This window comes from Pseudomonas sp. BIGb0381 (genome assembly GCF_024809815.1).
Classification (GTDB): domain Bacteria; phylum Pseudomonadota; class Gammaproteobacteria; order Pseudomonadales; family Pseudomonadaceae; genus Aquipseudomonas.
Map to the genome: position 1 here is coordinate 142,797 of NZ_JANUEN010000006.1, position 25,450 is coordinate 168,246.

Annotated in this window: 31 protein-coding genes, 1 pseudogene and 1 riboswitch; of the genes and pseudogenes, 18 read left to right on the plus strand and 14 right to left on the minus strand. The window is 58.6% G+C overall.

What is annotated here, in order from left to right; all coding sequences use genetic code 11:
* Positions 1 to 26: 26 nt before the first annotated feature.
* A riboswitch (cobalamin riboswitch) is annotated at positions 27 to 221 on the plus strand.
* Positions 222 to 334: 113 nt separating this feature from the next.
* The 3 genes from M2397_RS17710 to M2397_RS17720 are packed head-to-tail and all read left to right on the plus strand — an operon-like array spanning position 335 to position 3,107.
* On the plus strand, positions 335 to 1,345 hold the full coding sequence (locus M2397_RS17710) for an ABC transporter substrate-binding protein (RefSeq protein ID WP_259244159.1): 1,011 nt from the start codon (positions 335 to 337) through the stop codon (positions 1,343 to 1,345).
* The gene (locus tag M2397_RS17715; RefSeq protein WP_259244161.1) at positions 1,342 to 2,346 is read left to right on the plus strand and encodes an iron ABC transporter permease; all 1,005 of its coding nucleotides are present in this window, start codon (positions 1,342 to 1,344) and stop codon (positions 2,344 to 2,346) included. The genes M2397_RS17710 and M2397_RS17715 overlap by 4 nt, the downstream gene beginning before the upstream one ends.
* A complete protein-coding gene (locus M2397_RS17720) occupies positions 2,343 to 3,107 on the plus strand; it encodes an ABC transporter ATP-binding protein (protein WP_259244162.1) in 765 nt (254 codons plus the stop codon). Before M2397_RS17715 ends, M2397_RS17720 begins: the two co-directional genes overlap by 4 nt.
* 336 nt (positions 3,108 to 3,443) lie before the next feature.
* Here M2397_RS17720 and M2397_RS17725 read toward each other — a convergent pair whose 3' ends face one another.
* The 6 genes from M2397_RS17725 to M2397_RS17750 form a co-directional block, all read right to left on the minus strand.
* Complete coding sequence (locus tag M2397_RS17725; RefSeq protein WP_237683162.1) at positions 3,444 to 3,650, minus strand: hypothetical protein; 207 nt, start codon at positions 3,648 to 3,650, stop codon at positions 3,444 to 3,446.
* A gap of 75 nt (positions 3,651 to 3,725) precedes the next feature.
* A complete protein-coding gene (locus M2397_RS17730) occupies positions 3,726 to 4,178 on the minus strand; it encodes a GNAT family N-acetyltransferase (protein WP_131699754.1) in 453 nt (150 codons plus the stop codon).
* Positions 4,175 to 4,339: a hypothetical protein gene (locus tag M2397_RS17735; RefSeq protein WP_167656374.1), complete on the minus strand. Its 165-nt coding sequence runs from the start codon at positions 4,337 to 4,339 to the stop codon at positions 4,175 to 4,177. Before M2397_RS17735 ends, M2397_RS17730 begins: the two co-directional genes overlap by 4 nt.
* A gap of 91 nt (positions 4,340 to 4,430) precedes the next feature.
* A complete protein-coding gene (locus tag M2397_RS17740) occupies positions 4,431 to 5,354 on the minus strand; it encodes an alpha/beta hydrolase (RefSeq protein WP_259244163.1) in 924 nt (307 codons plus the stop codon).
* Positions 5,354 to 5,794, minus strand: coding sequence for a tryptophan-rich sensory protein TspO (locus M2397_RS17745; RefSeq protein WP_131699756.1), 441 nt, complete (start codon positions 5,792 to 5,794; stop codon positions 5,354 to 5,356). The genes M2397_RS17740 and M2397_RS17745 overlap by 1 nt, the downstream gene beginning before the upstream one ends.
* Before the next feature lie 134 nt (positions 5,795 to 5,928).
* A complete protein-coding gene (locus M2397_RS17750; protein ID WP_259244164.1) occupies positions 5,929 to 6,498 on the minus strand; it encodes a nucleotidyltransferase family protein in 570 nt (189 codons plus the stop codon).
* Positions 6,499 to 6,633: 135 nt separating this feature from the next.
* Here M2397_RS17750 and chrA point away from each other — a divergent pair, with 135 nt between their 5' ends.
* On the plus strand, positions 6,634 to 7,842 hold the full coding sequence (chrA, locus tag M2397_RS17755) for a chromate efflux transporter (RefSeq protein WP_259244165.1): 1,209 nt from the start codon (positions 6,634 to 6,636) through the stop codon (positions 7,840 to 7,842).
* 317 nt (positions 7,843 to 8,159) lie between these two features.
* Complete coding sequence (locus M2397_RS17760) at positions 8,160 to 8,390, plus strand: DUF6124 family protein (RefSeq protein ID WP_131699759.1); 231 nt, start codon at positions 8,160 to 8,162, stop codon at positions 8,388 to 8,390.
* A gap of 3 nt (positions 8,391 to 8,393) precedes the next feature.
* Here the strand turns inward: M2397_RS17760 and M2397_RS17765 are convergent, their stop codons facing one another.
* Positions 8,394 to 8,627: a hypothetical protein gene (locus M2397_RS17765; protein WP_131699760.1), complete on the minus strand. Its 234-nt coding sequence runs from the start codon at positions 8,625 to 8,627 to the stop codon at positions 8,394 to 8,396.
* A gap of 187 nt (positions 8,628 to 8,814) precedes the next feature.
* Entirely contained in the window at positions 8,815 to 9,207 is a 393-nt protein-coding gene (locus M2397_RS17770; protein ID WP_131699761.1) for a VOC family protein, read from the minus strand.
* 388 nt (positions 9,208 to 9,595) lie between these two features.
* Between M2397_RS17770 and M2397_RS17775 the strand changes: the two genes are divergently transcribed.
* Both M2397_RS17775 and M2397_RS17780 read left to right on the plus strand, forming a co-directional pair.
* Positions 9,596 to 9,865, plus strand: a complete 270-nt coding sequence (locus M2397_RS17775) for a hypothetical protein (RefSeq protein WP_167656377.1) — start codon at positions 9,596 to 9,598, stop codon at positions 9,863 to 9,865.
* Positions 9,866 to 10,134: 269 nt separating this feature from the next.
* Positions 10,135 to 11,217, plus strand: coding sequence for a type I restriction endonuclease (locus M2397_RS17780; protein ID WP_034069245.1), 1,083 nt, complete (start codon positions 10,135 to 10,137; stop codon positions 11,215 to 11,217).
* A gap of 210 nt (positions 11,218 to 11,427) precedes the next feature.
* Here the strand turns inward: M2397_RS17780 and M2397_RS17785 are convergent, their stop codons facing one another.
* Positions 11,428 to 12,048: a hypothetical protein gene (locus tag M2397_RS17785; protein ID WP_167656378.1), complete on the minus strand. Its 621-nt coding sequence runs from the start codon at positions 12,046 to 12,048 to the stop codon at positions 11,428 to 11,430.
* Between the two features lie 398 nt (positions 12,049 to 12,446).
* On the opposite strand from M2397_RS17785, the gene M2397_RS17790 reads away from it, so the two are divergent.
* The gene (locus M2397_RS17790; protein ID WP_237683163.1) at positions 12,447 to 12,641 is read left to right on the plus strand and encodes a hypothetical protein; all 195 of its coding nucleotides are present in this window, start codon (positions 12,447 to 12,449) and stop codon (positions 12,639 to 12,641) included.
* Positions 12,638 to 12,964 carry a low molecular weight protein tyrosine phosphatase family protein gene (locus tag M2397_RS17795; protein WP_167656379.1) on the plus strand — a complete coding sequence of 109 codons (327 nt, stop codon included), beginning with the start codon at positions 12,638 to 12,640 and terminating at the stop codon, positions 12,962 to 12,964. Before M2397_RS17790 ends, M2397_RS17795 begins: the two co-directional genes overlap by 4 nt.
* Before the next feature lie 584 nt (positions 12,965 to 13,548).
* On the opposite strand, the gene M2397_RS17800 is transcribed toward M2397_RS17795, so the two are convergent.
* Together M2397_RS17800 and M2397_RS17805 are read right to left on the minus strand one after the other, a co-directional pair.
* Entirely contained in the window at positions 13,549 to 13,806 is a 258-nt protein-coding gene (locus tag M2397_RS17800; protein ID WP_167656380.1) for a bacteriocin immunity protein, read from the minus strand.
* Between the two features lie 2 nt (positions 13,807 to 13,808).
* Entirely contained in the window at positions 13,809 to 15,701 is a 1,893-nt protein-coding gene (locus M2397_RS17805; protein WP_237683164.1) for an S-type pyocin domain-containing protein, read from the minus strand.
* Between the two features lie 445 nt (positions 15,702 to 16,146).
* On the opposite strand from M2397_RS17805, the gene M2397_RS17810 reads away from it, so the two are divergent.
* The gene (locus M2397_RS17810; protein WP_237683165.1) at positions 16,147 to 17,316 is read left to right on the plus strand and encodes a tetratricopeptide repeat protein; all 1,170 of its coding nucleotides are present in this window, start codon (positions 16,147 to 16,149) and stop codon (positions 17,314 to 17,316) included.
* A 213-nt stretch (positions 17,317 to 17,529) separates the two neighbouring features.
* On the opposite strand, the gene M2397_RS17815 is transcribed toward M2397_RS17810, so the two are convergent.
* Positions 17,530 to 18,012 carry a GNAT family N-acetyltransferase gene (locus M2397_RS17815; RefSeq protein WP_167656381.1) on the minus strand — a complete coding sequence of 161 codons (483 nt, stop codon included), beginning with the start codon at positions 18,010 to 18,012 and terminating at the stop codon, positions 17,530 to 17,532.
* Positions 18,013 to 18,190: 178 nt separating this feature from the next.
* Here M2397_RS17815 and M2397_RS17820 point away from each other — a divergent pair, with 178 nt between their 5' ends.
* The 4 genes from M2397_RS17820 to M2397_RS17835 all read left to right on the plus strand — a co-directional run bounded on the left by M2397_RS17820 (position 18,191) and on the right by M2397_RS17835 (position 19,836).
* Positions 18,191 to 18,490, plus strand: coding sequence for a hypothetical protein (locus M2397_RS17820; RefSeq protein WP_167656382.1), 300 nt, complete (start codon positions 18,191 to 18,193; stop codon positions 18,488 to 18,490).
* A 47-nt stretch (positions 18,491 to 18,537) separates the two neighbouring features.
* Entirely contained in the window at positions 18,538 to 18,903 is a 366-nt protein-coding gene (locus M2397_RS17825; protein WP_259244167.1) for a hypothetical protein, read from the plus strand.
* A gap of 79 nt (positions 18,904 to 18,982) precedes the next feature.
* Positions 18,983 to 19,414, plus strand: coding sequence for a YeeE/YedE family protein (locus M2397_RS17830; protein WP_259244168.1), 432 nt, complete (start codon positions 18,983 to 18,985; stop codon positions 19,412 to 19,414).
* A gap of 2 nt (positions 19,415 to 19,416) precedes the next feature.
* The gene (locus tag M2397_RS17835; RefSeq protein ID WP_131699773.1) at positions 19,417 to 19,836 is read left to right on the plus strand and encodes a DUF6691 family protein; all 420 of its coding nucleotides are present in this window, start codon (positions 19,417 to 19,419) and stop codon (positions 19,834 to 19,836) included.
* Positions 19,837 to 19,874: 38 nt separating this feature from the next.
* Here M2397_RS17835 and M2397_RS17840 read toward each other — a convergent pair whose 3' ends face one another.
* Positions 19,875 to 20,597: a hypothetical protein gene (locus tag M2397_RS17840; protein WP_131699774.1), complete on the minus strand. Its 723-nt coding sequence runs from the start codon at positions 20,595 to 20,597 to the stop codon at positions 19,875 to 19,877.
* A 142-nt stretch (positions 20,598 to 20,739) separates the two neighbouring features.
* On the opposite strand from M2397_RS17840, the gene M2397_RS17845 reads away from it, so the two are divergent.
* From M2397_RS17845 to M2397_RS17855, 3 genes are all read left to right on the plus strand, one after another.
* A complete protein-coding gene (locus tag M2397_RS17845) occupies positions 20,740 to 21,120 on the plus strand; it encodes a cupin domain-containing protein (RefSeq protein WP_259244169.1) in 381 nt (126 codons plus the stop codon).
* 102 nt (positions 21,121 to 21,222) lie between these two features.
* Positions 21,223 to 22,479, plus strand: coding sequence for a hypothetical protein (locus tag M2397_RS17850; protein ID WP_259244170.1), 1,257 nt, complete (start codon positions 21,223 to 21,225; stop codon positions 22,477 to 22,479).
* Between the two features lie 99 nt (positions 22,480 to 22,578).
* Positions 22,579 to 23,205: a glutathione S-transferase family protein gene (locus M2397_RS17855; RefSeq protein WP_131699777.1), complete on the plus strand. Its 627-nt coding sequence runs from the start codon at positions 22,579 to 22,581 to the stop codon at positions 23,203 to 23,205.
* Positions 23,206 to 23,276: 71 nt separating this feature from the next.
* Here M2397_RS17855 and M2397_RS17860 read toward each other — a convergent pair whose 3' ends face one another.
* On the minus strand, positions 23,277 to 25,019 hold the full coding sequence (locus M2397_RS17860) for an OPT family oligopeptide transporter (protein ID WP_259244171.1): 1,743 nt from the start codon (positions 25,017 to 25,019) through the stop codon (positions 23,277 to 23,279).
* Positions 25,020 to 25,263: 244 nt separating this feature from the next.
* Between M2397_RS17860 and M2397_RS17865 the strand changes: the two are divergent.
* A pseudogene (locus tag M2397_RS17865) lies at positions 25,264 to 25,428 on the plus strand (beta-propeller fold lactonase family protein); the annotation flags it as partial.
* Between the last annotated feature and the right edge of the window lie 22 nt (positions 25,429 to 25,450).

A 25,450-nucleotide genomic window follows, 5' to 3' on the forward strand; every position in this document is an offset into this window, starting at 1 on the left:
CTCGGGCTGTATCGTCTCGCCCTAATCAACTACCATACCGCGCCGGTTCCCGAACGGGACTAATAGGGAATCCGAAGCGCGGTATGCCGCGTCAATCGGAACTGCCCCCGCAACTGTAGATGCCGAGCCTGCTCCCCACTGCCACTGGACCGCGTCCGGGAAGGCCGGAGCGTGGCGATGACGCATCAGTCAGGAGACCTGCCGGCCCAGTAATCACTAACCGGCGGGGTGTCCGGGAAGGACATCCTTGCCTGCCCGTTCGGCAGCGTTCGAGGGCGTATTTCCGAACCGTACCTCCCCTGTTTCCACGTACGGTTCTCACGGAGATTGCCTCATGCTGCCACGCGTTACCGCCCTGATCAGCGGCCTGGGTTTCTGCGCCCTGGCCCAAGCCGCCCCCACGCATTACCCGCTGACCCTGGAAAACTGCGGCAGCACCCTCACCTTCCAGCAGGCGCCCGCGCGCAGCGTGACCATCGGCCAGGCCGCCACCGAAATGCTCTATGCCCTCGGTGTGGCTGACCGCGTGGTCGGCACCTCGCTGTGGTTCAACAGCGTGTTGCCGCAGTTCAAGGCACAGAACGACAGCATCGAGCGCCTGGCCAACAACGAGCCCAGCTTTGAAGCGGTGATCGCCAAGCGCCCGCAACTGGTGGCCGCCGAGCTGGAATGGGTCGTGGGCCCGCAAGGCGTGGTCGGTACCCGCGAGCAGTTTCACGAACTGAAGATCCCCACCTACCTGCTGCCCTCCGACTGCGAAGGCAAGGACAACCTGGTGGGCGCCGACGGCACGCGATTGGAGCCGTTCCGTATCGAGACGATCTACAAGAGCATCAGCCAACTGGCGCAGATTTTCGACGTACAGGATCGCGGCCAACACCTGAACGACGCGCTCAAGGCGCGCCTGGCCAAATCCGTGGCCACCGTGCAGAGCAAAGGCCTCAAGCAGGCGAGCGCGCTGGTGTGGTTTTCCAGCGCCGAAATGGCCAGCGACCCGTACGTGGCCGGCCACAAGGGCATTCCCGAATTCATGCTCGAAACCCTCGGCCTGCACAACGTGGTGCAGTCCGATGAAGAGTGGCCCGCCGTCGGCTGGGAAACCCTCGCCAAGGCCAACCCGACCTTCCTGGTGATCGCCCGCATGGACCGACGCCGCTACCCCGCCGACGACCATGAAAAGAAACTCGCCTTCCTGCGCAGCGACCCGGTCACGCGCAACATGGACGCGGTAAAAAACAACCGCATCATCATCCTCGACGCCCTGGCGCTGCAGGCCAGCATCCGCACGTTCGATGGCCTGGAACAACTGGCCACGGCCATCGACGGCTACGACCTGCCGAAATGATCCGGACCTTACTCGCCCTGGCGCTATTGCTGATCGCCGTGCTCGCCGGCGTGGCCATCGGCGAAACCGCCATCTCGCCCCAGGTGGTGCTGCAGGTGCTCGCCAACAAACTGTGGGCGGCCGGTTACGTGCTGGCCCCGATCGATGAAGGCGTGGTGTGGAACTACCGCCTTACCCGTGCCCTGGTTGCCGCCGCCTGCGGGGCCGGGCTGGCGACCTGTGGGGTGATTTTGCAGTCGTTGCTGCGCAACCCATTGGCTGATCCGTACCTGCTGGGCATCAGCGCCGGGGCTTCGACCGGCGCGGTGTTGGTGGCGTTGATGGGCGTGGGCGGCGGGCTGGTTTCACTCTCGGCCGGCGCCTTTGTCGGCGCGATGGCGGCGTTTGCGCTGGTGATCCTGCTCGCACGGGCCAGTGGCTCATCCAGCGGCACCGGGCAGATCATCCTCGCGGGCATCGCCGGGTCGCAGCTGTTCAATGCGCTCACCGCATTCCTGATCACCAAGTCGGCCAGCTCCGAACAGGCCCGCGGCATCATGTTCTGGCTGCTGGGCAACCTCAGCGGCGTGCGCTGGCCGTCGGTGTGGCTGGCGGTGCCGGTGGCGGTCACCGGCCTGGTGGTGTGCCTGTGGCATCGTCGTGCGTTGGATGCATTTACCTTCGGCAGCGACTCGGCGGCGTCCCTGGGCATCCCCGTGCGCCGCGTGCAGTTTGTGCTGGTGGGGTGCGCGGCACTGGTGACGGCGGTGATGGTGTCGATTGTGGGCTCCATCGGCTTTGTCGGCCTGGTGATCCCCCACGCGGTGCGCCTGCTGCTCGGCACCGGGCATTCGCGCCTGCTGCCCGCCAGTGCGCTGGGCGGGGCGTTATTTTTGATTGCGGCCGATGTGTTGTCGCGCACCTTGATCAAGGGCCAGGTGATTCCGGTCGGCGTGGTGACAGCACTGGTCGGCGCGCCGGTGTTTGCACTGATCCTGATTGGCCGGAGGAATGCGCGATGAGCGTACTGAGTTGCACCGGCCTGGGCTTCAAGGTGCGTGAGGCGGAGTTGCTGCGCGATATCCACCTGGAGGTTCAGTTGGGTGAAACCCTGGGGATCGTCGGGCCGAACGGCTCCGGCAAATCCACCCTGCTCAAACTGCTCGCCGGCTTGCGCACACCGGCCAGCGGCGACGTGCGCCTGGGCGGCCACCGCCTGGGCGACCTGTCCCGCCGCGCCATCGCACAACAGTTGGCGGTGGTGGAACAACAGGCCGACACCGACGACGCCATCCGCGTGTTCGACGCCGTCGCGCTGGGCCGTACACCCTGGCTGTCGGCGCTGAGCCCGTGGTCCGGCGAAGACGACGCCATCGTGCGCCAGGCCCTGCATGATGTGGACGCCACCCACCTGAGCCACCGCGCCTGGCGCAGCCTCTCCGGCGGCGAGCGCCAACGCGTACACATCGCCCGCGCCCTGGCGCAACGGCCGCAGATCCTGTTACTGGATGAGCCGACCAATCACCTGGACATCCAGCATCAACTGGCGATTTTGAAAGGCGTGCAAGGATTGCCGGTGACCACCCTCATCGCCCTGCATGATCTGAATCAAGCGCTGACCTGTGATCGCCTGGCCGTGCTGGATCGTGGGCGCCTGGTAGCGCTGGGCACGCCACTGGACGTGCTGACGCCGGAGCGCTTGCAGGAGACATTCGGGGTGCAGGCGCATTACCTGACGGACCCGTTTGATGGGGCGCAGATACTGCGGTTGCGGTCTAACTGAACACGCCGAGCTCCTAATGTGGGAGGGGCGGTGCGACGATTCGACTTGCCCCCGATGGCGGTGTGCCAGTCGACATTTGCATCAACTGACAGACTGCTATCGGGCATAGGTATCTAGACACCGTTGGCTCAACGCTGAACGCCCGGCAGGTAGGGCTGTTGTGGCGAGCGGGCTTGTCCCGCGTTGGGCTGCGTAGCAGCCCCAAAACCAGTCTATACAGAGTGTCTGATACACCGAGTTCTTCTTGACTGGGGCTGCTACGCAGCCCAACGCGGGACAAGCCCGCTCGCCACAGGGAGATTTGTCAGTGTCTGAAAGTTGTGGAGATACCTATGGCTATCGGCCCCCCTCCCACATTGGATCTAAATTGAGCAACAGCACGCTCTGCCCAACCTGCGCATCTTTCATCTCTATGCGGTCAGGAAAACCTGGGTGACGGTCGACTCGGTAACGCTTGATCCCACGCGCGGCAAGCTCATCGTCGGGCAAACCAAACACACTGAGAAATGGATCGGGAGCAAGGCCCGTAATGCGAAAGTTCATGGAGGGCGCCTCTTAGGAGAGCCCTATGAGACGAGCACCTGGACAGCGGTGGCTATCCGATTCTTGCGGGGATATTCACGGGCGGCTGGCTCGCTCGTAGCAAAGGTAGTCGTTGGAACCTGTGCCCACACAGACAAACCCGGCGCGCTCATACATCAGCCGGGCAGGGTTATCGGAACGTACGCTCAACCGCAACTTCAGGAAGTCATTCTGCCCAGCCGCCGCCGCGTAAGCGTTCAGCAACGTTCGACCGATCCCCTGGCGTCGGTAAGCTTCACTGACGTTGATCGTACAAAGCTCGGCAAACCCCTCCTCTGCCGTCCACAGCGAATAACCGGCGAACTGCCCGTCCAGCATCGCAATCGTCAACCGTTCGAAGTTATCGACCCAGCGCGTGAGGTGGCGCTCCAACTGGAGCCGCCAGGCTGCTTCGTGGTCAGGCTCCCAGCGCCGGATGTAATCCTGCTCTCCCCGATAGATCGACGGCAGATCGGTCACCGTCGCCGGCCTCAACGTCAGCGCGTTCATTCCCGCAACTCACACACAGCACTGCCCTTCATACCGGAGGCATGCACGCTCACATGGCGCACGGAAAAACCGGGCTTTTCGACGAGTTTCCTCTCTTCCCACGCCCCACCACTGGCAACCTGATAACCAATGGCGCCGTCCGCTTGCCAGGTCAGGCGCAAGGTGTATACGCCGCGTTGGTCGGGTGTCCGATGGAAGATCGTGGGGATGGCACTCGATTTGGAAAATAAGCGCCGCCTGCCTGGGGAGAACTCACTTTTCTCCCTCGACGTGCTTCGTTATCCACTTGCGGCTGCAAGCAAGCACGCCATCGGCCATCGCCACCGGAAAATGAATAAACCCATGGGCCGACTCCGGTAACAGGTGTACTTCCGCACTGGGCCACCGCTCTGCAATCAACAGCGTGTCATCCTTGAGCGGGTCCAACGCCCCCACAAACATCAACGCCGGGGGCAGCCCTTCAAAGTCACCATACAACGGCGACAACGGCGGCTGCCGGCGCTCATCATCACTCAGCCCCGGCGTGAGCATGCGCAACGCCTCCACCATCCCCGGCCCATCCAAAAGCAACGTCTCCGGCCCGGCAGCGCGTACGCTCGGTGTACCGGCCAGATCATAAACGCCGTAGTACAACACCGCGCCGCTTATACGTTTGAGCAGTTCAGGCCATTGCTTGAGGGCCAGCAACGTCGCCGCCGCCAGATGCCCACCGGCCGACTCACCGACGACCATGACCGGCAGGCCGGCAAACTCATCGGCACTGAGCAACCAACGCGCAGCGGCCAAACAATCCGCCATCAGCCCCTCGACCGGCGTGTCGACCGCCAACCGATAATCCACCGACACCACCACCACGTCGCATGCGCGCACCATGCCCAGGTTGAGGTCGTCATCCATCTGCGCATTGCCGATCACCCAGCCGCCGCCGTGGATATCCAGCACCACGCCCTTGGGCTTGCCGCTTGGCCGCAGGATGCGCACGGGGACGTTGTCGACAACCCTGCTTTCAGCCGGTGTGGAGCGCTTGAGCGTTTGACTGACGCGCAGCAGCGCCTGGATCAACCGCGGCGTGATCCGGTTGCGGATCTTGAAGCGCGGCAGCCAGGCGAGCTTCTGATTGAAGCGGCGCATCTGGGCCAGTTCCGCCTCGCTGGCGGGCCAAGGTTGGTGGGCCATCAGCGGTTATTGCGCAGGATCGAGAAATTCAACGCCGCCGCCACACACAGCCACGCCAGGTACGGGAACAGGATCAGGCCGGTGATCAGGTCCAGGCGCACGGCCAATACCACCATGGCGGCGACGGTGATCCACAGCAGCACGATGATCACCATCCCGGCGAGCACACGATGCGCGCCGAAAAACACCGGTGTCCACAAGGTATTCAGTGCAATTTGCGCGGCCCACAGCGCCAGCACCATTTGGCTGCCGGGGATCAGGCTCAAGCGATAACCGGCCCAGGCCAGCAGCAGGTAAATGATCGTCCACGCGACCGGAAACAGCCAATTGGGCGGAGTGAAGCTGGGTTTAACCAGGGATTCGTACCAGGCGCCGGGCTTGAAAATAATGCCGGTACTGGCAGCGGCGGCGCAGGCTAGCAGGAAGATAAAGAAAGTCATCGTCTGTCCTTGGCGGAAGTGGTTTGAATCTTGGACGTGCAGCACCCACGTAAAAGTTCAGCGTAAATCAACGGTAGGGGCGAGCTTGTTCGCGAAAATCACCAACGATAACGCAGCGCCCCCAGCCAAAGCATTCAGGCGTCCCCACCCCCAACAATCCTCAGCCAAGGCCACCGAGCCTGATAACTGCGCGCCTTCTGCTCAAACAACGCCTGCTCCGGCTGGAGTGGATTAATCCGCAAAATCCCCTGCTCCACATCGTCCAACCCATACGGCGCATACACCTCGCCCGTGGCAATCTCCAAGCCGATGCACGTACCGGCCACCAGATAACGATCGACCCCGTCGCGGGCCGAACGCAACTGCGGATAAGGCCGCCCAAAGCGCTGACCGTACCAAAGGTGCACCCGCGCCTGGTTCTTGACCTCGACATTGACACCCAGGTCTTTGAACAGCTCGTCCGCCGCACGAATCACCGCGTCTTCCGCCTCGTAGGACACGTCAGTATCGAAGTAAAAAACGTCGTAGTCCTTCACGCCCTGATCGGCAGGCAGACTCGCCTGATGGTTCCATACCGCCTGGAACAGGCAACCCGCCGTGAGCATGCACTGGTCCACCCCGAGGTCAGGCAGGCGCGCAGTGATTTCGGCGTTAATGGGGTTGGCCATGGCCAGTTCGAGCAGGGTTTCGACAGTCAATGTCATGCTGGCTCCTTCGTCATCGGTACGGTCCTGGGGAGCAACGGTACAACATTGAGCGCTGTCGCTGGCGCCTCTTCTTCACGTCATCAAAATTCGCTAAGGTGCCTCGATGCCCTGCCCTCATCGAGACCGACCACCTTGGCCCACTCCCCCGCTGATCGCCGCGAAAATCCCTGGTCGGTGTTCCTGATTTTCCTGCGCCTGGGCCTTACCTCCTTTGGCGGTCCGATTGCGCACCTGGGTTATTTCCGCGAGGAATTCGTGACACGGCGGCGCTGGCTGAGCGAACGCAGTTACGCGGATCTGGTCGCGCTGTGCCAATTTCTGCCCGGCCCGGCCAGTAGCCAGGTGGGCATCGCGCTCGGCCTGTCACGCGCCGGCTATGGCGGCGCGTTGGCGGCGTGGCTCGGGTTTACCTTGCCGTCCGCCGTGGTGCTGATTTTGTTGGCGCTGGGCATCGCCCGGCACAGCACCGCCATCCCGTCCGGCGCGCTGCATGGCCTTAAAGTCGTGGCCGTCGCCGTGGTCGCCCAGGCCGTGTGGGGCATGGCGCGCAACCTGTGCACCGACGCCCCACGCGTGGCCGTGATGCTCCTCGCCGCCTGCATGGCCCTGCTGCAAACGTCGGCGTGGGGCCAGGTCGGCGTGATCCTGGTCGCGGGCGTAGCCGGTCTGCTGCTATTCAAACCCACATCGCCTGCAGCGCACGACGCCCTGCCCGTGACCATCAGCCGTCGCGCCGGGACGATATGGCTGTCGCTGTTTGTGCTGTTGCTCGCGGGCCTGCCGATCCTCGCCCAGTTGATGCCCAACCCAGTCCTGACCGTGACCGACGCCTTCTACCGCACCGGCTCGCTGGTATTCGGCGGCGGCCACGTGGTGCTGCCCTTGCTGCAAGCCGAAGTCGTGCCCCGCCAATGGGTGAGCAATGACGTGTTCCTCGCCGGTTACGGCGCCGCCCAAGCCATGCCCGGCCCGTTGTTCACCTTCGCCGCCTTCCTCGGTGCCTCGATGGCCCAAGCCCCAAGCGGCTGGCTGGGCGGCCTGCTCTGCCTGCTGGCGATCTTCGTGCCATCGTTTTTATTGGTGATGGGCGCACTGCCTTTCTGGGAAGGCCTGCGCCGCAGCCCGCGCACCCAAGCCGCCCTGGCGGGCGTGAATGCAGCGGTCGTCGGCCTGTTGCTGGCGGCGCTGTACCAACCGGTGTGGACCAGCGCCATCTTCACCGCCCAGGACTTCGCCCTGGCACTGATTGGCCTGGTGGCGCTGATGGTGTGGAAACTGCCACCGTGGCTGGTGGTTGTAGGAAGCGGCGCGGCGGGATGGTTATTAAGTCTTACGGTGTGAGCCGCGCAGCCACCGTGCCTTGCTCCCTTGCCTACGCTTGCGTCAGAATCCGCCGGCTTGTGCGCTGAGGTGGCCGTCTCTAAGGTGGCTCGGTCGCCGAATCTCTCGGTGATCGGGTTTAGTAGCCCACGGTTTAACCTAACAAGTGCACAAGCTTCATCTGTCAGACGTGCCTGTCTGTGCTCGATGGTGGCTGTGCGTAGGGCGCCCTCGGGCGCGCCGGTTTTGTTAGGTTCCACCGGTCTACTAACCTGCGTACAGCTACCGCCTTATCGTTTAGTAGCGATCAGGTAGTGGCCCAAGCAAGGAACTTAACAATGCCTACAGATTCAAGCGCTCTCTTCAGCGTCGCTCCCGACGCCAGCAACGAAACCCTCATCACCAACAGCTACGAAACCTTCGCCTCAGTCAGCACGCTGCTGCTCGACTTGTCCGAAGACCTGTCCGGCAAACACCGCGACATCGCCCTCGCTATCCACCAACTGAGCGAGCTGGGCGTACTCCTCACTGCCAAATTGCTCGACCGCGAAGCGCCCTGCTCCGGTTAATGCCTAGCCCTTCAATTCACTGGAACGATTACTCGCCGCGTCGTCATAGGCCACATACAACGACTCGGCGATTTGGCTCTTGATGGCTTTGGTGGATTCCAGACCGAGCACAAAACCTTCAGCCTTGCCGCCAGCACGGTTGAGTTCTTCATGGGTGGCGGCGCCGGTGATGGCGTCGAGGAGCTTGGCGGCGTGAGGGCCCACGCCTTTGGGGAGGGAGATTTGGTCGATGGTCATTGGGATGCCTTAAAAACTGAGGAACGGCAGCGCATAGAACCGCTCCCGGGGAGGTATGGTAGACCGGTACGGACGCAAAAGGGCCGATTTCATCCCTAATTCACTTTCCGTCTGCATTAGTGGGTAACCGTGCGCCGCCACAAAGTTGCAAATAAATCCATCCCTTTTTGCAGATCCTACACGTGACCTACTCCGGATCGTGGCAACAGACGCAAAGCTTATTTCCTTCAGGGTCTCGAAAGTACGCGCCATAAAAATTCGGGTGGTATTCGGGTCGCAGGCCGGGAGCGCCTTCGCATGTTCCACCCAATGCCAACGCCAAGGCATGGGCGTTGTCTACGGTCTGCCGATTAGGTGCCAGCAGAGCAATCATTTGCCCATGTCCTGGCGTCGCAGATTCGCCGCCGAACGGTTTGCCCACCACGAAAAGAGGGCGTTCAGTCTCCGGGTGTTTCCAGCCAGCCCATGGGCGTTCAAGTTCAGTGAACTTGAGATCAAGTCCGAGGATCTGCATGAGCCCTTGGTAAAACACAAGCGCTCGACTGAAGTCATTCACTCCGATGAATACATGCGAAATCATTTTTTTGTCCTAAGTAGAGACAGTCTTCTCGCACCATACCAAGAATTTTCAGGTTGTTTTCAACTCCGAGCCTGAAACAGACCCCGTCGGTTGTGGAAGCTGTGTTTTACACGCCTATTCTTCTCACTTATTGCTTGAGCTGCTGTCATCGGTAGAGTTTGAAAAGCGTTACACATCGAGCTTGGAGACTGGCTAGAAAACCCAGGCCGATTCAGATTTCACGTAGCAACGTGCAAAAGAGGTGTTTTCACCCATCAGTATTCGAGCGCTTCGGGCAAACCGACTTTTTCAACACAATCGGCCAGAAGCGGGCATTCGATTTCGCTATTCATCAATCTCCCGAGCGTGCGAAATTACCAGCCCTTCAATTTCTCTCAAAGGCAGGCTCATGATCTCCACCCTGGCAGTCTCGGATATTTTAGGTCCATGGAGTGGGGATGCCTCTACAGGACTAATTCAGCGTTGCAGGGAGGCATGGGACACACCTCTAGAGAGTTTGAATGATCTTATGGTCGCTACTTTTTTGAATCAGAACATCGCGACCAAACACCTGCTCATCGAGGCGAAGCGCCGCATGAAAGACCAGGAACGAGATGAAACCGAGTACTTCGACGGCCAGCTTCTCGAAGCTATCGAGCGCTTGCAATCCGGGGAGTAATTCATCCCGACGGTTTGTTGCGTTCGACACGGACTATCTATATTGGGTCGCATTCTGTCTCACGCGACTGGCAGAGAACGGCCAAAAGGAGTCGTTCGAATATGTTAGGGAATCAGAGGCGTTTCCGAGCGCCATAGCAGTTGCCCAAATGTCATCACCCTGTCCAAGCATCCAGCGTGGATGGAATGCCAGTAGCAGAAGTGGATTTAGGCATAGTAGCGTTGCGCCTCTACGACCCCGATCGGGTGAACGTGCAACGGAGCAGGGAAATGGATTTTGTAGAACGCTTAAATGCAATGTCAGCGAAGGTTAATCAGTTAGCGTCGACGATACAAACGGAGGAAGCAACGAAAACTGCTTTCGTCATGCCATTCATTCATACCGTGTTGGGCTATGATGTGTTCGACCCCTCCGAAGTGGTTCCCGAATACGTGTGCGATGTGGGCACGAAGAAAGGGGAAAAGATTGATTACGCGATTTTGAAAGATGGTCAAATCCAGATATTGATCGAAACTAAAAAAGTCGGCGAGCCGCTCAATATCAACCATGCGAGCCAACTCTTCCGATACTTTCATGTCACCACTGCACGAATTTCCATCCTTACAAATGGCAGGTTTTATCGGTTCTACACTGATCTTGATGCACCAAACAAAATGGATGAAAAGCCGTTTCTAGAGATCGACTTGCTTAACATTGATGAGCACGTCATCCCTGAACTTCAAAAGCTTACGAAGTCCGCTTTCGACGTTGATTCGATCATCAATGCCGCAGGCGAACTGAAGTACGTGGGCAACATAAAAAAGGAAATGGCTAAGCAGTTCACCCAGCCTGATGATGATTTCGTTCGCTTCTTCGCATCGCGAGTCTACGAAGGAGTCATCACCCAAAAAGTTCGAGATCAGTTTACTCTGCTCACAAGGAAAGCCGCAGCCCAGTTTCTCAGTGACCAAATCAACGATAGGTTGAAGTCAGCAATGAGCAAAGCCACATTTCCCACGCTCGCTGAATCGGTCGTCGCTGAAAATCAGGCTGAAGCCCAAGAAGAGCCTGAAGATCGTATTCTGACTACGATGGAGGAGCTGGAAGGTTTTCATATTATCAAAGCGATTGTCCGGACCGTCATAGATGCAAAGCGCATAGCCAGCAGAGACACCCAGAGCTACTTCGGCATCCTTCTAGACGACAACAACCGCAAACCTATCGCGAGACTTCACTTCAATCGTAGCCAAAAATATCTTGGGATTTTCGACAAGGACAAAGTTGAAACGCGCCACCCTATCAACTCACTCGACGAGATCTATGAGTTTTCAGCCTCGCTGAAAGAGACGATATCTTTTTACCAAGAAGCCTGAGCAAGGACTTCCCAGTCCTTTGCCTACAGGCCCAGGGACTGGGATTACGCTAATCTTCGACCAATAGCTGCCATTGGTGACCGCCAGCTGTCGGCCAAAAGCGGTCTCGAGCCGAGCCGCCGGGGCGTCTCGGCCCTTCGGGCATTCATCCTTCACACCTACGGGCTTCGGCATGCGCGCACCGCTTGCGAGGGAGCGCACCACTCCTCGTTAATCTGTAACCTGCGGGCAAGGGTTAAAAACCTCGGTTACGTCGAGTGTTGTATGCCACGGGACGGCAGTGCCTGACACCATTCCGCCTACGGTTTGCTGTCGACCCGACTTGCGCACATATCCGCCATCCGTCCCAGTGAAGACGTGCTGCCCTGGCTTCGTCAGATAATCAAAGAAACTGACTTTCACAGGCACATTCATTTGCCCGCCCGGCGTAATGACGGCGAGCATGATCGCGCGGTCTTTGGTGAATACAACGAACGGTTCGACTCCAGTGCGACCACCAACTGTCTTCACGCACTGCACTTGTTCTGGGAGGATGCGTGCGGTTTCAGTGTAGGTGTGGTTGTTGTAGAGGCTAAGGATCAGGCCTTTGCTGGTCAACACCCCCAGGCCTTGAGTAACTCTGCAGCTGCCTTCGCTTCCATATGGGAACAAGCACCAGTTCGTTTCCGACACGGCTTGAATATCCGATGGTGCAATTTTCAGATCGCGCTGGATTTGGGCTTTTGATTCCGGCGTGTCGTAAGGGATCATCACGCATCCACCGACTGTCACTGCTGCGATGAGGCCTATGGCCGCAGCTACGCTTTGAACTGATGATTTGAAGGTGTTCATTGTTCGCTCTCCTTGCTGTATTACCACCACTGGAAGGCTGTGGCGATTTTGGTAGCGAACCTTACGGCATGGGCGGCAAGCAGTCATCCTCGTGCTGATAGCTGGATCGGTAGATGACTTGACTGGACGCTTACAGTCAGCATGCAGGTAGCCTGGAAAAACTGATTTTTTCAACACAATCGGCCGCTTTCAGCCGGTCGTGGATGGAAGAAACCGACCCAGAGCAGCCTTTCGGCACCGGCAGAAGTTGGCTGTTTGGCGCTGAGACCGCCTACAGTCATTAGCTGCTGCTAGTATCAAGCGCTCAACCTATCTAGCCCCTGCATCGATTCACGTTTACTATATTTCCAACTCGTATTACTGCGGCTTCTGAACCCGGTACTCACGCGGATATAACGATGAAAAGAACCCGCGCCTGGAGACGTATGCAGGCCCTTAAATGCAGAGGCGACAATACGGTTCGTCCGCTGGAGTTCAAGCCAGAAAAACTTTGGAAACTGATGTACACCCGCGCAGCCAAACTGTACAGAGCACACCAACTCGGGATGAGCTATCCCATCCGCACAACCCGCCAACTACTGGATCAAGAGTGACTAACCTCCTGTTCGTCTGTAGCCGTAATCAATGGCGTAGCCCTACTGCGGAAGCGATCTGGCGCCGTCGTCCCGGCTTTAATGCCCGTTCAGCAGGAACCAGTCCAAATGCACGTAAAACTATCAGCCCAGCGGATATTCGCTGGGCTGATGTGATCTTTGTCATGGAACACAAACACCTTAATCGTCTTCAGGCTGAATACGCCCGCCTTCTTGAACACAAACGGCTCCACTCTCTCGATATTCCAGATGATTACCGCTACATGGATCCTGAACTGGTGGGCATGCTTGAAGACATTGTGACGTCCTACCTCACCACATAGGCTTCATGCGGGAACGACTGTCGCAGGAATGGTCGCGGATAAGCCGGCGGGCCGATCTAGACCTTCTATTGCATTTAAGATCAAGTTCACACCCATTAGCCGTCATTTGTGACGGGCCACTTACTGCCAATAGCGCACAGCTATACAGGGTTAGCAGCCCTTCCTTGAAGCTTGAAGGCGTCTATGGAACTAAGGGCGATTCAGGCAGGTGTTAGAGGGCTTTCATTTTGAAACTGTCGATACTCAATGCACAACCTCTAACCAGCGGCAAGGTAAGGCCGAGGTGAGTGGTGAGTGGTGAGTGGTGAGTGGTGAGTTGATGATCATGAACGGGGAGGCCGCCTCGTTGGGAGGGCTATTCTAATGACCGTGGATATTTGATCCAACCGACTTGCTGTTCGTGCGTACTTAGGACACAGAAAGTGGGGGAGTGACGCTGCGATGTTCGGGAGGGAAACTCCTCCCCGGTTTTTCGGTAATACATTTTGTCGCAACCGGATTTGCAATAAAATATGCTGCACCTTCAAAAAACGGAAAGCCCGATCACCGAATAAAGATCGGTGATCGGGCTATGGTTGATTTAATTAAGCGGTTTTGAAACCTGGCTTGCCATTAGCAGCTCGCCACTCTTTAATCCTTTTAAGAATACCCACTGGCGTATCCTCGGCTCCTTCAGGAGGATAGAAAATAATATCTGTACCGTCCGGATGCTCTGCAGCACCAACAATAGCCTGAATTACCGCATCCCTATCTTTTTCAGTTTTTAGACTATGATCAACTAAAGAATTGATCAAGCTCAAAAACTCACTTTCCGAATATTCTGGAATTGTTTTAATAGCCATTTTCAAAGCCCTTTTGCCGAGTGAATGCTGATATGAAGTCTGGGAGTCGTAATGCGGAGGTTATCGATATCATAAACAGCTCCTTTTTGGCCAACACCAATGACGTGATGAATCTCATATTTCTCTCTACCACCTACCTGCTCTGTCTTAGGCGGAAATGGGGATAGACCATCTTGCATACCAGCTATGTTAAGATTATTAAAATTTCTAACAAGTACTGGGTCATTAGCAACAGCTTTCCAGAAGGCCTCTCGGAACTCCCTGAAATTCTTGAATTCCTTCCCGCGAAGCTGATCAGCAATCTGTGATGGAATGGGAGCCCCCTCACCTTGCGATGCAGCACCCAACCAGTTCCCCGACACAGGCTGACCAACACCTGTTACAACACCTGCACCCTCTCGCCGATCCCGGAACATCGTATAGATCGGTGGCAGACCTGAATCCGCCGGAAAGACCGTAATAAAATCATCAAAACTCGCTTCTGTAACTGCAGGAAAAGCGTCAATACGGCCTTCCACCGGAGTCACCGTAGCGCCAGTGTAAACTGTTGGCACAGGCTGTTCAGTAGGCGAAGTCGTTGAATTATTCCCTGGGTTGACAATAGGCGTCCAGGTTAGAGTCCGTGGAGGTACATCCGCTGTCGTAGCGCTATAGACTTTCTGTGCCGCATCATAACGAGCCGCCACCACCCTGACCTTTGACGGAACCGTCACGCCATCAGTCTTGACTACAAAGACCTCTGACCGCCCATCGGCAGCAGTTTTTGAGCTAATGCGGTAAGCCAAATCAACGGTGCCACCTGTGGCAGCAACGCTATTCAGATCTTGCTCAAAGTCAGGAATCAGGTCCGATACTGGGGTACTGAAAGCATAACGCTCCGACAGTTCGCCATTCGCCAGCTTTGACGAGTAAAAGAGCGCTGAAACCCCAACAACAAGGCCTGCCCCAACACTCGCAACAACTCCGCCCAAAGCGCTAATAGCTGCACGAATAGCCGCTTGTAGAGTGAGCGCTGCGGCTTCAACGACCGTCACGGTTCCGGCGGAAGTCATAAACAGCGAGCCGGCAGCAGATGCAGAGCCCGGTGCACGGAACGTATTGGCGTTCCGAACAGCTTCATTTGCGGCGGTTAGGCGTGCTTGTTCGGCCTGAATAATAGCCAATGCATCTGCTGCCGCTTTCAAACGCCTGGCTGTTTCTGCATAGACCTGAGCGAGCCGAAGGGCCTCATAGCCTAAAGCCCAATCAATAAGCCGTTGCTTTCGGACTGCTGCATCTTGGTATTTATTATCCGGAAACACATCAGAAACAGAGTAGTAAGCTTTAAGGTCCGGGCCGACTTTCAGCGACGCTGCTTTGTCTGCTTGGTTTTTTTCTTCTGCTTTAGAGTTGTAGTATAGCTTTACATGAATCACATGTTCTTTTGTTACAGTTGATTCTGGAGTTGTTGCATCCATTGACTCATTAGAACCTCCCTCACTCTCTACATCCTTTTTGATTTTACTGTCGATTTTCTGCATGTTTTCAGTATGCGCGGCATCAATTTCTTTTTGAAACTTGCTTGTGAACGCATTTATTACATCTCGCCTTTGGAGGTCCATGCGAGTAGCGGGAGGGAAGAAGTTCAGTGGCTGATTATCGCTTCTAAGATTGAAGTTAAACGCCCCTATCAAGGCCGGGGCTGTCACTCTGGATTCTCCGAGCTCTATTGTCATTACCATTTCCTTTTGGTTAAGTCGTCTGGTCCATTCATCGACAGTATTCCTATTTTTGAAGGCTTCCAGCCTTCGCTGCTTCGTGTACCTCGCCCGCCTGAGGTTATCGCGAAGCATGACGTCGGCGAGCAGAGATACTGTATACTCATCCATATTATGCATCAATGCATTTTTTTGCATAAATGCATTTTATGCATCTTTAGAATTGGCTGGAATGGCAATGTGATTTCGCCTAATGAAATCCCTGAGGTTTGAAGCAGAAAATTTGGAGTGCCGTCAGGGGGGCTCTGGGCATTCGAACCCATATTTCGCAAGCATCCACTTCTGGCCGATCTCTGCCTTCGCGAAGCTCAGCTTAAGGTCGTTTGCTACCCACAGCTACCGGCTAGCTCGCTCGAAAGCTGCCCTCCGGTAAGCGAGTAATCAAAACAGGTTCAAGTAACCCGAAAGCGATCCTGACCTTCACTGCATGCCTACCGTAATGATGCTCCCCGACCAACCCATCACGGCGCAATTTGCCCTGCTGGGCGCGATGTACCATCGCCATCAACGCCTACATGGGCCTACACATGCGCCGCTGGTTCGCAGCGCCGAACGCGGTTAAACCTGTTGTAGAAACACATCTATGTACCGGCGCGTGAGCATCGCTACACTGCTCACCTACACCTCACGAATGGATTCGAAATTGCGCCGGTTTGTCGTTCCTTTGGTTGCGTTGCTCCTGGGCTATCTGGCCTATCTTTTAATCACGTTCGCTATCACCGTATGGCGCAGTCCGCACAGCGTCACGCTGCTGATGGGTGCGTTCTACGACGAAGGCCTGGTGGTCGATAAAAACCCGGTCAAGGCGGCAGAGTGGTATTTGCGCGCTGCCGAAAACGGCGAACCTGTCGCGGAGTATAAAACCGGTATTTTCACCTACTACGGGCGCGGCGTAGCGGTGAATCATTCCAAGGGCCTGGAGTGGATCACTCGGTCGGCCGGGCATGGAAACCCGGATGCCCAGTATTTCCTGGGTATTTCCAATATTGCAGGCCAGGATCAACCCAGGAGTTTCGCCCAGGCAGCCATGTGGTTTCAAAAAGCCGCCGAACAAGGGCATGCCAAAGCGCAAGGAGACCTCGCGAGGCTTTACTACCGAGGTGATGGCGTTGAGGCGAGCGATCAGCAGGCGTTCGCATGGGCAAGCAAGGGCAGTGCTCAAGGGGATGCCGAGTCACTCATACAGTTGGCAACGCTTTACGCACTGGGCAGAGGCGCGCCGGTCGATCTTGAGCGATCGGTCAAGCTACTTGCTCAGGCAGCCGACAGCGGCAATGCCAAGGCTTACGAAATGATGGGCGTCGCGATGCTCAGTGGTCGCGGCACACCCAAGGATGTACCCGGCGCAGTGCAGTGGTATACCCGTGCTGCCGAGCAAGGCCGGGCCGATGCGCAGTTCATTCTCGGCTACCTCTACAGCAAGGGAGATGAAATACCGGTCGACTACCCGACAGCGAACCGATGGTTGCTCAAGGCTGCGGCGCAAGGACACGCGTTTGCAACCGCCCTCCTCGCTGTGCAGATGGACACCGGCCGAGGTTTCGAACGTAACAAGCTTAAGGCGTGCGGGCTTTTGCGCGTAGCATTGAAGCGCAAGCTGCCGAAAAATGAAGAAGAGATGCGCGCCCAGCTTGAGCACGAAGAAAAGACCCTTTCGCCAGGCCAACTGGCCGAGGTCGCGGCGCTGGAAAACCTCTATTCAACGCCTGAAGGGCTCGAACAACTGTTGGCAGATATAACGAGCGTGCAGTAAGCAGACCAACACCAAACCAAGCCTTCAAACCGCTGCCTGGCGCTACGGGCCAAGAAGCAAGCGACAGCAGCAGCGAACTGACCAAGGCAAACGCTCCCCCTTGTGCCGAGGGAGGTCCCACTACTGCTTCGACGTAGCGCTGTCGCGCAGCAAACGGGGCCTCTGTTTGAAGGCTGGCGTGAGCCTGGCTTCTCCACGCGCGGGTCCGGCCAACTAGCCCGCCGGCCCCGGCACCGCAATGTGCCGGCGAACATAATAATTGTCGAATTCACTGCTTTCGACAAATTGGAAGCCATGGCGGGTATAAAAGCGATTCGACGCGCTTTCTTTAAGAGCCCCCACTTTAATAGGGAGTGCAGCGTTATCCGCCTCTTTGAAAATCTGAATGAGCACTGCAGCGCCGATCCCCAATCCTTGCGCGCCAGGTCTTACATATAAGTGGTCGAGCAGAAATTCATTGGAGTGACGCTGAACCGCTACAAAACCAACCCTCTCTCCACAGACCTCGATATAACGTGTGTCGCGGGCATCAAAGCCGCTGGCAAACCGCTCGCGAGCGCGTACTGGGTCGAATCGCCCGACACGCTCCAGACTTTCACGCATGGCTTCAATTCGAATGGCGACAAGATCGTCCAAATCGCTTTGTTGAGTGGGAACCAGGACAACCGAGGGATTTTGATTGAGTGCGGCAAGCATATTTGCGCTCCAAACATCGCGTATCAAGCGTGACGCAGGGCCACAAACGGGTCAAACAAACAGCTCGGCAGTTTGAACCTTTTTCAATTTCCACAGAAGCATGCGTTTGACGCATCGATGCGCGAGACCTTGCTGTAATATTCGCCGGCCATTACCCCGCTTACTTGAGATCACGGATTTGAAAAAACTTCTCTTGCTCGGATGCATCACCGCAACCCTGACTGGCTGCACCTTCACCGGCGCCAACGAAGTGGCTCCCGGCGAATACATGATCACCAGCCATGGCAGCATCTTTAACTCCCGGGAAGGTCTGCTGGAAAACATCAATCAAAAAGCCGGGAAGGTCTGCAACGGCAGGCCCTACCACTTGGTCGGTGACACCGGCGCCAATATGGTCGTGAGCACAACCACTCACATCGGCCAGACCCCTACCACTATCCTGGGCCTGAAAGCCGTCTGCGAAGACAGCAAAGAATAAGCCCCGTGGATGTTCAAATCGCTCACCTTACGAATGGAATCGACAGCATGCGTAATGCTAAGCGCCCGCTTATTGAACGTCGCCTCATCGCCACCCTCACCGACGCCTGCGAAATCGCCAAAACTGAAATCCCTGGCTTCGACTGGCTGACCCACACCGTCGACTACAGCGCCTTCCCCCAAAGCCTGCGGGTGATCTGGGTGTTCGACAGCCGCGCCAACAAGGACAACGCCCTCTCGACAGGGGCAGACACACGCATGCGTGAGCTGACTGTTGCCGCACTCAACGACGCCGACGTGCACGGCGCGCCCGTGGAACGCTGCGTCCACTTCGACTCCGAAGAAGAATGCCACCTGCGCCATGACGGCGATTGGCGCCTGCGCCTGGCCATGGTGCATACGGCCAAGGTGTGAGTGCGCGTCTTCACCCGTTGGGGTTGGGGATAGAACTGTGGTATCGATGCACGTAGTCCTCACACACCCAGGCCCTGCCATGACTCTTTCCACCCACTTCACCCCTTGGACCGCCCTGCTCGGCGGCTCCCTGATCGGCTTGTCCGCAGGCCTGTTCGTCCTGCTCAACGGCCGCATCGCCGGTATCAGCGGCCTGCTTGGCAGCCTGCTCTCCAGGCGCGGCGAGGGGCGTGGGGAGAAACTGCTGTTTGTGATCGGGCTGCTGGTCTCGCCCTGGATCTGGTCGTTGTTTGCCAAGCTGCCTGAGTCATCGTTCCAGGCCGGTGGCTACGCGCTGGTGCTGGCAGGGCTGCTGGTGGGGATTGGCACGCGGTATGGCGCCGGTTGTACCAGTGGGCATGGCATCTGCGGACTTTCGCGGTGGTCGCTGCGTTCGTTGGTCGCGGTCGGTTGTTTCATGGGCAGCGGGTTCGCCGGTGTCTATTTCATCCGCCACCTGCTGGGAGCCTGAGCATGCGCAAACTCACTGCATTGATCGCCGGTCTGATCTTCGGCCTGGGGCTGCACCTCAGCGGCATGACCAACCCGGCGAAGGTGCTCGCGTTCCTCGACCTCGCCGGCGAGTGGGACCCTTCATTGGCCTTGGTCATGCTCGGCGCCCTGATGGTGAGCAGCGTGCCCTTTTACGTCGTAAGGCATCGTCAGGTCTCGCTGCTGGGCGCACCGATCCAGATGCCGACGCAAAGCACCATCGACCGCCGCCTCGTGCTGGGCAGCCTGGTGTTCGGCATGGGGTGGGCGATTGCGGGGCTATGTCCCGGGCCGGCAGTGGCATTGCTGTTGACGGGCCAATGGCAGGTGCTGGTGTTCACGTTGGCGATGGTGACGGGTATGCTGATTTTTGCAGGGATTGAATCGCGCAGGCGGGGTTGAACCGCCTGCACGGCTTCATTTTTACCCCACACAGTAGATCACGCCTGCGCACTGAACCGCTGTATTCCACGCCGCTCATACATCGCCGCTTCCGTCTGTTGCGTCGCCAGTTCGCCTTTGGAGGCCAGTTGATTAATAAAAATCCGGTCCCTGGCCCCTTTGAAGTCCGACGGGTCGAAGTCTCTTAAGAGCGGCGCCAGATCAATGGTCTTGGCGAAGTTTTCGTTGGTCAGGCTGTAATAGCCCAGGCCCGACCAGACGGAATCGGCGTCCACCGTGTCGATGGAGGCATTGCGGTAGGCAACAGCTGCGGTTTTCAGGCCAAGGGATTGATTGAGCAAATCCGTCAGCCGTTTGGTATCCGAGCTGCTGAGCTGGCTGGCCGAATCCAGCACTTTCAGGCGGCCATCGGCCTCGACGGTGAAGCCGTATTTTTTGCCGGCCAAGTCGGGAGCGATGGCCGACAGCGCTGACTCGAATGCCTTGAAGGATGCCTTCAGCGTATTGAGCGCGCCGGTGGAAATTTCGACGAGCCGAGGGTGGTCTGGCGACTGGGTCCGACCGACCCAGACGTCGACCACCTCCGGCGGTTCCACCGTGGTGCTTGCTGATCCACTGGGATGGTAGACGGCCGCCGGGGCGGCGTTTGCCAACGCTTCCTTCGCGGCCTCTGTCAGTGGCTGGGCCACGAGCTGCTGGTCGGAAGGTGTAAGGCTGGTGTTGACCGGCGGGAGATAGGCAGCGCTGACGGAAAGAGCCATTTTATCGATCCTTGATTGGCGGGTTCATACAGGTTATCGCCGGAAATCGGCCGAGCTTTAGACGGCCAACGTGCAGGATCGTACAAGCCAGGCGCCTCGTTGCCTCGATAGTCTGGCCCTCTTACCTACCAGAGGATGGATCATGGCTACGTCACAACACCCGGCACAACCGGTAAACATCGCGCAAAAGGCGTCGCTCATCAACGAGCAGTGGAGCCCCAGGGTCGTCGCCGAAATGAACGACTACCAGTTCAAGGTGGTGCGCATTGAAGGGGAGTTCATCTGGCATTCACACCCGGAAACCGACGAAGCGTTCCTGGTGTTAGAAGGGACGCTGCGTATCGATCTGCCGGAAGGTCCGGTGTATGTGGCGGCGGGCGAGTTGTATGTGGTCCCGCGTGGCGTTGAACATCGGACCGCCGCCGAGGGTGAGGCGAAGCTGATGATGATTGAGCCTCGGGGCATCCTGAATACGGGCCATGAAGGCGGTGAACGTACTGCAACAAACGATCTTTGGATCTGAAAAAATCGCGCGCCTCATGGGGCTCAGTCATTGAGCCGAGCCTTTAGCGGGTAATTTCTGGATAATGCCCAGCTCCCGCCCCCGATACGGACATCCCGCTCGATGAAGTTGCCCACCGCCGCCCTCCTCCTCGCCTCTGCGCTGCTGCCTTCCATCGCCCACGCCGACGATGCCGCGCTGACCGACACGCTCAAGGCCTTCACCCGCTGCGACGCGACGTTCTTCAGCAGCCTGAACAGCCACCGCGACGCCTGGCAGGCCTACGCGCCGCTCAAGCAGGACAAAGACTTCGCGTGGATCGCGGTAGTCAACCGCGCGGACCGCAAGGCCAACGCGGTGCCGATCAGCACGCCGCCCATCGCCGGTTTGAAGCTGTTGTCGTACGCCGACGAGGCCAGCGACCTCGGCAACCTGGGGCGTTACTATTACTGGGGCTTTGTTGTGCAAGGCAATATCGACGAGGTTGCCCAACGCCTTGCCCCGCTGCTCGACCAGCCTGCTCGCCTGCAAAAAGGCGATGACGCCTACATTCGCAGCGAGCTCAAGGTCGGCGACCGTTGGCAGGCCATCAAGCCACGGCCCGGCGTCGCGCCGGGCACCCGCGAAGTCGAGCGCGTGCTGCTGGTAGAGCCGGAAGGCACCGACGGCACGCAATCGCGCATCAGTTGTTCGTTGCAGGGCGGTGTCGATGCGGCGCTGCTGGCCTGGTCACGTCCGGACATCGAACCGGCTGACTACCCACGCACCGTCGTAGAACCGAGCATCAACGACGTCGCCGTACCCGCCAGCGTGCTCCAGCACCTCGACTCGGCCCTGCTGCAGCCGAAGTTCAAGACGTTGAGCTACACGTACCTGTCGAAAAAAAGCGATGGCAGCAACGACACCCCCACCTCGGTGACCTTCACGGCGGTGGGTGGCTTACTGAATAAGAACGAGATCTACAGCGACACCTTCCATGTCGAGCGCCTGGTGCAGGCGGACCTGATTCAGTTGAAGTCGAAGATGAATGGCGTGGGCGACGGCCAGGTGTTGCTGACCCGCGAAGCCGAACTGAGTATTCCGAGCAGTTGGACGCCTGGCCAGACGCTGAGCGCCAACCTGCACATGGCGAACGTGCCCGGCAAACCGACCGATACCCCGCTCGAGACCTCCGTGAGCTGCAAGGTCGGCCAGCGCTTCCCGGCCCGACAGGTGTTTGCCTCGTTGACCGGCGACGCCATCAAGCTTGAGTGCGAGCAAGGCGACTACAAGACCTCGCGCGCGTTTATCGAAGACCTGGGCATTGCCCTGACGTTGGAGACGATGTCGAGCAAAATGCGCTCGGCGTATGAATACACGGCGTTCGAGGTGGTGCGTTGATCGAAGGGGCGTTTGCCAAGCAAACATCCCGCTGATTCAGGGCACTCTACGTTGTCGCAGCAGTCTGTTCCTACACACCCCATGCCCCGCGGAGTTCCCATGATCATTGTCCATCACCTCAACAACTCACGTTCGCAGCGCATTCTGTGGCTGCTGGAAGAGCTTGGCCTGCCGTACGAGATCAAGCGCTACCAGCGCGACCCGAAGACCAACCTTGCGCCACCGGAGCTCAAGGCGATCAATGCGCTGGGCAAGTCCCCGGTGATCGAAGACGGCGCCAACGTGGTGATCGAGTCCGGCGCCATCGTCGACTACCTGATCCGCCGCCATGGCGACGGTCGCCTGCAACCGGACCCGGCCACGGCCGCCTACGACCAGTATGTGCAATGGCTGCACTTCGCCGAAGGCTCGGCCATGCTGCCGCTGATGCTCAATCTCTATGTGGGACGCCTGGGTGATGCCGGTGCGCCGTTGCATCCGCGTATCGAATCGGAAGTAGCCAATTACCTCGGTTACCTCAACGAGGCGCTGGCACACACGCCGTATCTGCTGGGCGATGAATTGAGCGGCGCGGACATCCAGATGAGCTTTATCGGCGAAATCGCCAAGGCCCAGGGCAAGCTGCCGGCGTACCCGCACCTGGCAGCGTGGGTGCAGCGTTTCCAGGCACGCCCGGCTTATCGCCAGGCGCTGGAACAGGGTGGGGAGTATGCGTTTGCCAAGTGAGTCGTGCGGCGAACGCTTAACCCATCAAGAACCGGACTGTTGTGGGGGAGATACCAGCCTTGGGGGACAGCTTACCCATTCCCCATCATCTGCCACAGCGACGCCCCCACGCCGGTGATGCTCTCCCCGGCAATCAACCCCGCCGCAGCGGTAATCGCAAACCGCTCGGTAATGCTCGGCCAGCGGCAGCTCACCAGCCAGGTGAGCACCGCACCCAGCGCCATCATCAGCGACACCGAAGCTGGCAGCACAAACGCCAACCCCAACGCAGCGGCACTGGGCAAGTAGCGGGCGCGATGGGCGGGCAACAGGCTGTCGAGTACCCCCAGCAACACCCCCGCCACACCGGCAATAGCAATCGCCCAGCGAATGCTCGCCGACAATGAATCCAGCCCATGGGTAAGGGTTTGTGCCACGGCTTTCCAGGTCGCGACCGCCGGCGCCGGCCATTCTTCGGTGAGCAGCATCGATTGGGGATCAGGAATCAGCGCCAGGTACGCGAACACCCCGACGATGCTGCCAATGAAAATCCCCAGGATCTGCGCGATCACTTGCTTGTGCGGCGTGGCGCCAATCGCCTTGCCGACCTTGAAGTCGTTCATCAAGTCGGTGCACTGCCCGGCCGAGCCGCCGGCGGTGTTGGCACTCATCAGGTTGATCGGCACTTGCCCCGGCGCGACGATGCCGAAGCTCAGCTGGGACAACTGCCCGATAGCGCCAATCGGCGGGATACCGGTGGCGCCCACCACGCGGGCGGCGACGGCCGCCAGGCAGATCGCCAGGGGAATGGTCAACAAGGCCATCCACAGGTTGATGCCGAACAACAGTGCCTGCAGGCTCACCACCAATACGATCGACAGGGCGAAACCGGCGGCCGGCCCAGGCTTGGGGACGCTCCAGGCTTGCCCGCCAGCTGACTTTGTAGAGGTGTACAACGCCCACAACCGAATGGTTAACGACGCCAAGGTCGAGCACACCATCAGGCTCACCCCCGGCCACAGCAACCATTCCACCAACGCGGCGAATTGCGGGCCGCTGCTGCCGGGCGGCAAAGTTACCAGGCCTTGGGCCAGCAGCCACGGGCCGAGACCGCCCCAGGCAAGCAAGGCACCGAGCAACAGGGTCAGGCCGACGCGAATGCCGATAATGCCGCCAAAACCCAGCAGCAACAGCGAAGGGTCGGCGGTGAAGGTCAGGCGTTCCAGTTGGGCACTCGGCGACCAACGCGGGAAGGCCCACACAAAGGTGTCCACCCACTTCACCAGCCCGGACAGCAACGCCGCACTGAGCAGCACCTTCAAGCGCGTCGCGGCTTCGCGCCCATGGTTGTAGATATGCAGCAGGGTTTCCAGGGTGGCCATGCCTTCGGGAAACTTCAGCGCCTTGTCATTGAGCAACGAAGGCCGCAGGTACCAGGCGATCCAGATGCCCAGGAAACTCACCGAGAACACCCAGGCGATCATCGGCCATGCGTCCAGCTGGTTGCCGGTCAGCAGGGTATAGGCCGGGATCGGCGCCACCAGCCCACCGGAAATAATCGACGCGGCGGCCGAGGCGACGGTCTGGTTGATGTTGCTCTCGTGCAACGTCCACGGCAGTTGCTCGGACGACCGCCTCGCCAGGCCCTGCCAGATCGCATACCCCACCAGCAGGGCAATGATCGACATGTTGAACGACCAACCGATCTTCAACCCGGCGTACACATTCGAAGGGGTCAGCAGGATACCGAGCACGGTGCCGGTGATGACCGCGCGCAGGCTCAGTTCGCGTTCGACGGGGGTGTGAAGGGGCACGGTTGATGGGGGGGCATGCATGCGGATTCCTTTCGGCAAGGGAACAGGGCGACTTAACAAGTGAGCCCTGTCGGGGCTGAAGGTTCCGGGTTTAATGCTTGCCACAGGTGCAGCGTTTTCCCTTAACCGGCTTGCGCCTTGTCCAGCAGCGGCTCGCCGTCGAAGCGATGCCCCGACCCAAGCAATTTCGCCTTGCCTACGCCGGCAACCTGGGCACGGACCATGTGCTGCACTACCGCTTCGACGCCGCCACCGGCGCACTCACCCCGATCAGCAGAGGCTTCGGCGTGCCGACCAATACCGGGTCGAAGAGAAGCAGTCGCGCAACATCGCATTTTCCCCCAACGGGCATTGGCTGCTGGTGGCCGGTGAGAAAAGCGACAAGGTCGGCACCTATGCGGTCAGTGCCACCGGTGCGTTGAAGCGTGTGGGAGCGCGCTCGCCCCCGCACA

Bases quoted from the DNA above. Each gene is read 5' to 3' on its own strand.
- M2397_RS17710 (WP_259244159.1), top strand. From the start codon at position 335: ATGCTGCCACGCGTTACCGCCCTGATCAGCGGCCTGGGTTTCTGCGCC.
- M2397_RS17715 (WP_259244161.1), top strand. From the start codon at position 1,342: ATGATCCGGACCTTACTCGCCCTGGCGCTATTGCTGATCGCCGTGCTC.
- M2397_RS17720 (WP_259244162.1), top strand. From the start codon at position 2,343: ATGAGCGTACTGAGTTGCACCGGCCTGGGCTTCAAGGTGCGTGAGGCG.
- M2397_RS17725 (WP_237683162.1), bottom strand. From the start codon at position 3,650: ATGAACTTTCGCATTACGGGCCTTGCTCCCGATCCATTTCTCAGTGTG.
- M2397_RS17730 (WP_131699754.1), bottom strand. From the start codon at position 4,178: ATGAACGCGCTGACGTTGAGGCCGGCGACGGTGACCGATCTGCCGTCG.
- M2397_RS17740 (WP_259244163.1), bottom strand. From the start codon at position 5,354: ATGGCCCACCAACCTTGGCCCGCCAGCGAGGCGGAACTGGCCCAGATG.
- M2397_RS17745 (WP_131699756.1), bottom strand. From the start codon at position 5,794: ATGACTTTCTTTATCTTCCTGCTAGCCTGCGCCGCCGCTGCCAGTACC.
- M2397_RS17750 (WP_259244164.1), bottom strand. From the start codon at position 6,498: ATGACATTGACTGTCGAAACCCTGCTCGAACTGGCCATGGCCAACCCC.
- M2397_RS17760 (WP_131699759.1), top strand. From the start codon at position 8,160: ATGCCTACAGATTCAAGCGCTCTCTTCAGCGTCGCTCCCGACGCCAGC.
- M2397_RS17765 (WP_131699760.1), bottom strand. From the start codon at position 8,627: ATGACCATCGACCAAATCTCCCTCCCCAAAGGCGTGGGCCCTCACGCC.
- M2397_RS17770 (WP_131699761.1), bottom strand. From the start codon at position 9,207: ATGATTTCGCATGTATTCATCGGAGTGAATGACTTCAGTCGAGCGCTT.
- M2397_RS17775 (WP_167656377.1), top strand. From the start codon at position 9,596: ATGATCTCCACCCTGGCAGTCTCGGATATTTTAGGTCCATGGAGTGGG.
- M2397_RS17780 (WP_034069245.1), top strand. From the start codon at position 10,135: ATGGATTTTGTAGAACGCTTAAATGCAATGTCAGCGAAGGTTAATCAG.
- M2397_RS17785 (WP_167656378.1), bottom strand. From the start codon at position 12,048: ATGAACACCTTCAAATCATCAGTTCAAAGCGTAGCTGCGGCCATAGGC.
- M2397_RS17790 (WP_237683163.1), top strand. From the start codon at position 12,447: ATGAAAAGAACCCGCGCCTGGAGACGTATGCAGGCCCTTAAATGCAGA.
- M2397_RS17800 (WP_167656380.1), bottom strand. From the start codon at position 13,806: ATGGCTATTAAAACAATTCCAGAATATTCGGAAAGTGAGTTTTTGAGC.
- M2397_RS17805 (WP_237683164.1), bottom strand. From the start codon at position 15,701: ATGCAAAAAAATGCATTGATGCATAATATGGATGAGTATACAGTATCT.
- M2397_RS17810 (WP_237683165.1), top strand. From the start codon at position 16,147: ATGTACCGGCGCGTGAGCATCGCTACACTGCTCACCTACACCTCACGA.
- M2397_RS17815 (WP_167656381.1), bottom strand. From the start codon at position 18,012: ATGCTTGCCGCACTCAATCAAAATCCCTCGGTTGTCCTGGTTCCCACT.
- M2397_RS17825 (WP_259244167.1), top strand. From the start codon at position 18,538: ATGCGTAATGCTAAGCGCCCGCTTATTGAACGTCGCCTCATCGCCACC.
- M2397_RS17830 (WP_259244168.1), top strand. From the start codon at position 18,983: ATGACTCTTTCCACCCACTTCACCCCTTGGACCGCCCTGCTCGGCGGC.
- M2397_RS17835 (WP_131699773.1), top strand. From the start codon at position 19,417: ATGCGCAAACTCACTGCATTGATCGCCGGTCTGATCTTCGGCCTGGGG.
- M2397_RS17840 (WP_131699774.1), bottom strand. From the start codon at position 20,597: ATGGCTCTTTCCGTCAGCGCTGCCTATCTCCCGCCGGTCAACACCAGC.
- M2397_RS17845 (WP_259244169.1), top strand. From the start codon at position 20,740: ATGGCTACGTCACAACACCCGGCACAACCGGTAAACATCGCGCAAAAG.
- M2397_RS17850 (WP_259244170.1), top strand. From the start codon at position 21,223: ATGAAGTTGCCCACCGCCGCCCTCCTCCTCGCCTCTGCGCTGCTGCCT.
- M2397_RS17855 (WP_131699777.1), top strand. From the start codon at position 22,579: ATGATCATTGTCCATCACCTCAACAACTCACGTTCGCAGCGCATTCTG.
- M2397_RS17860 (WP_259244171.1), bottom strand. From the start codon at position 25,019: ATGCATGCCCCCCCATCAACCGTGCCCCTTCACACCCCCGTCGAACGC.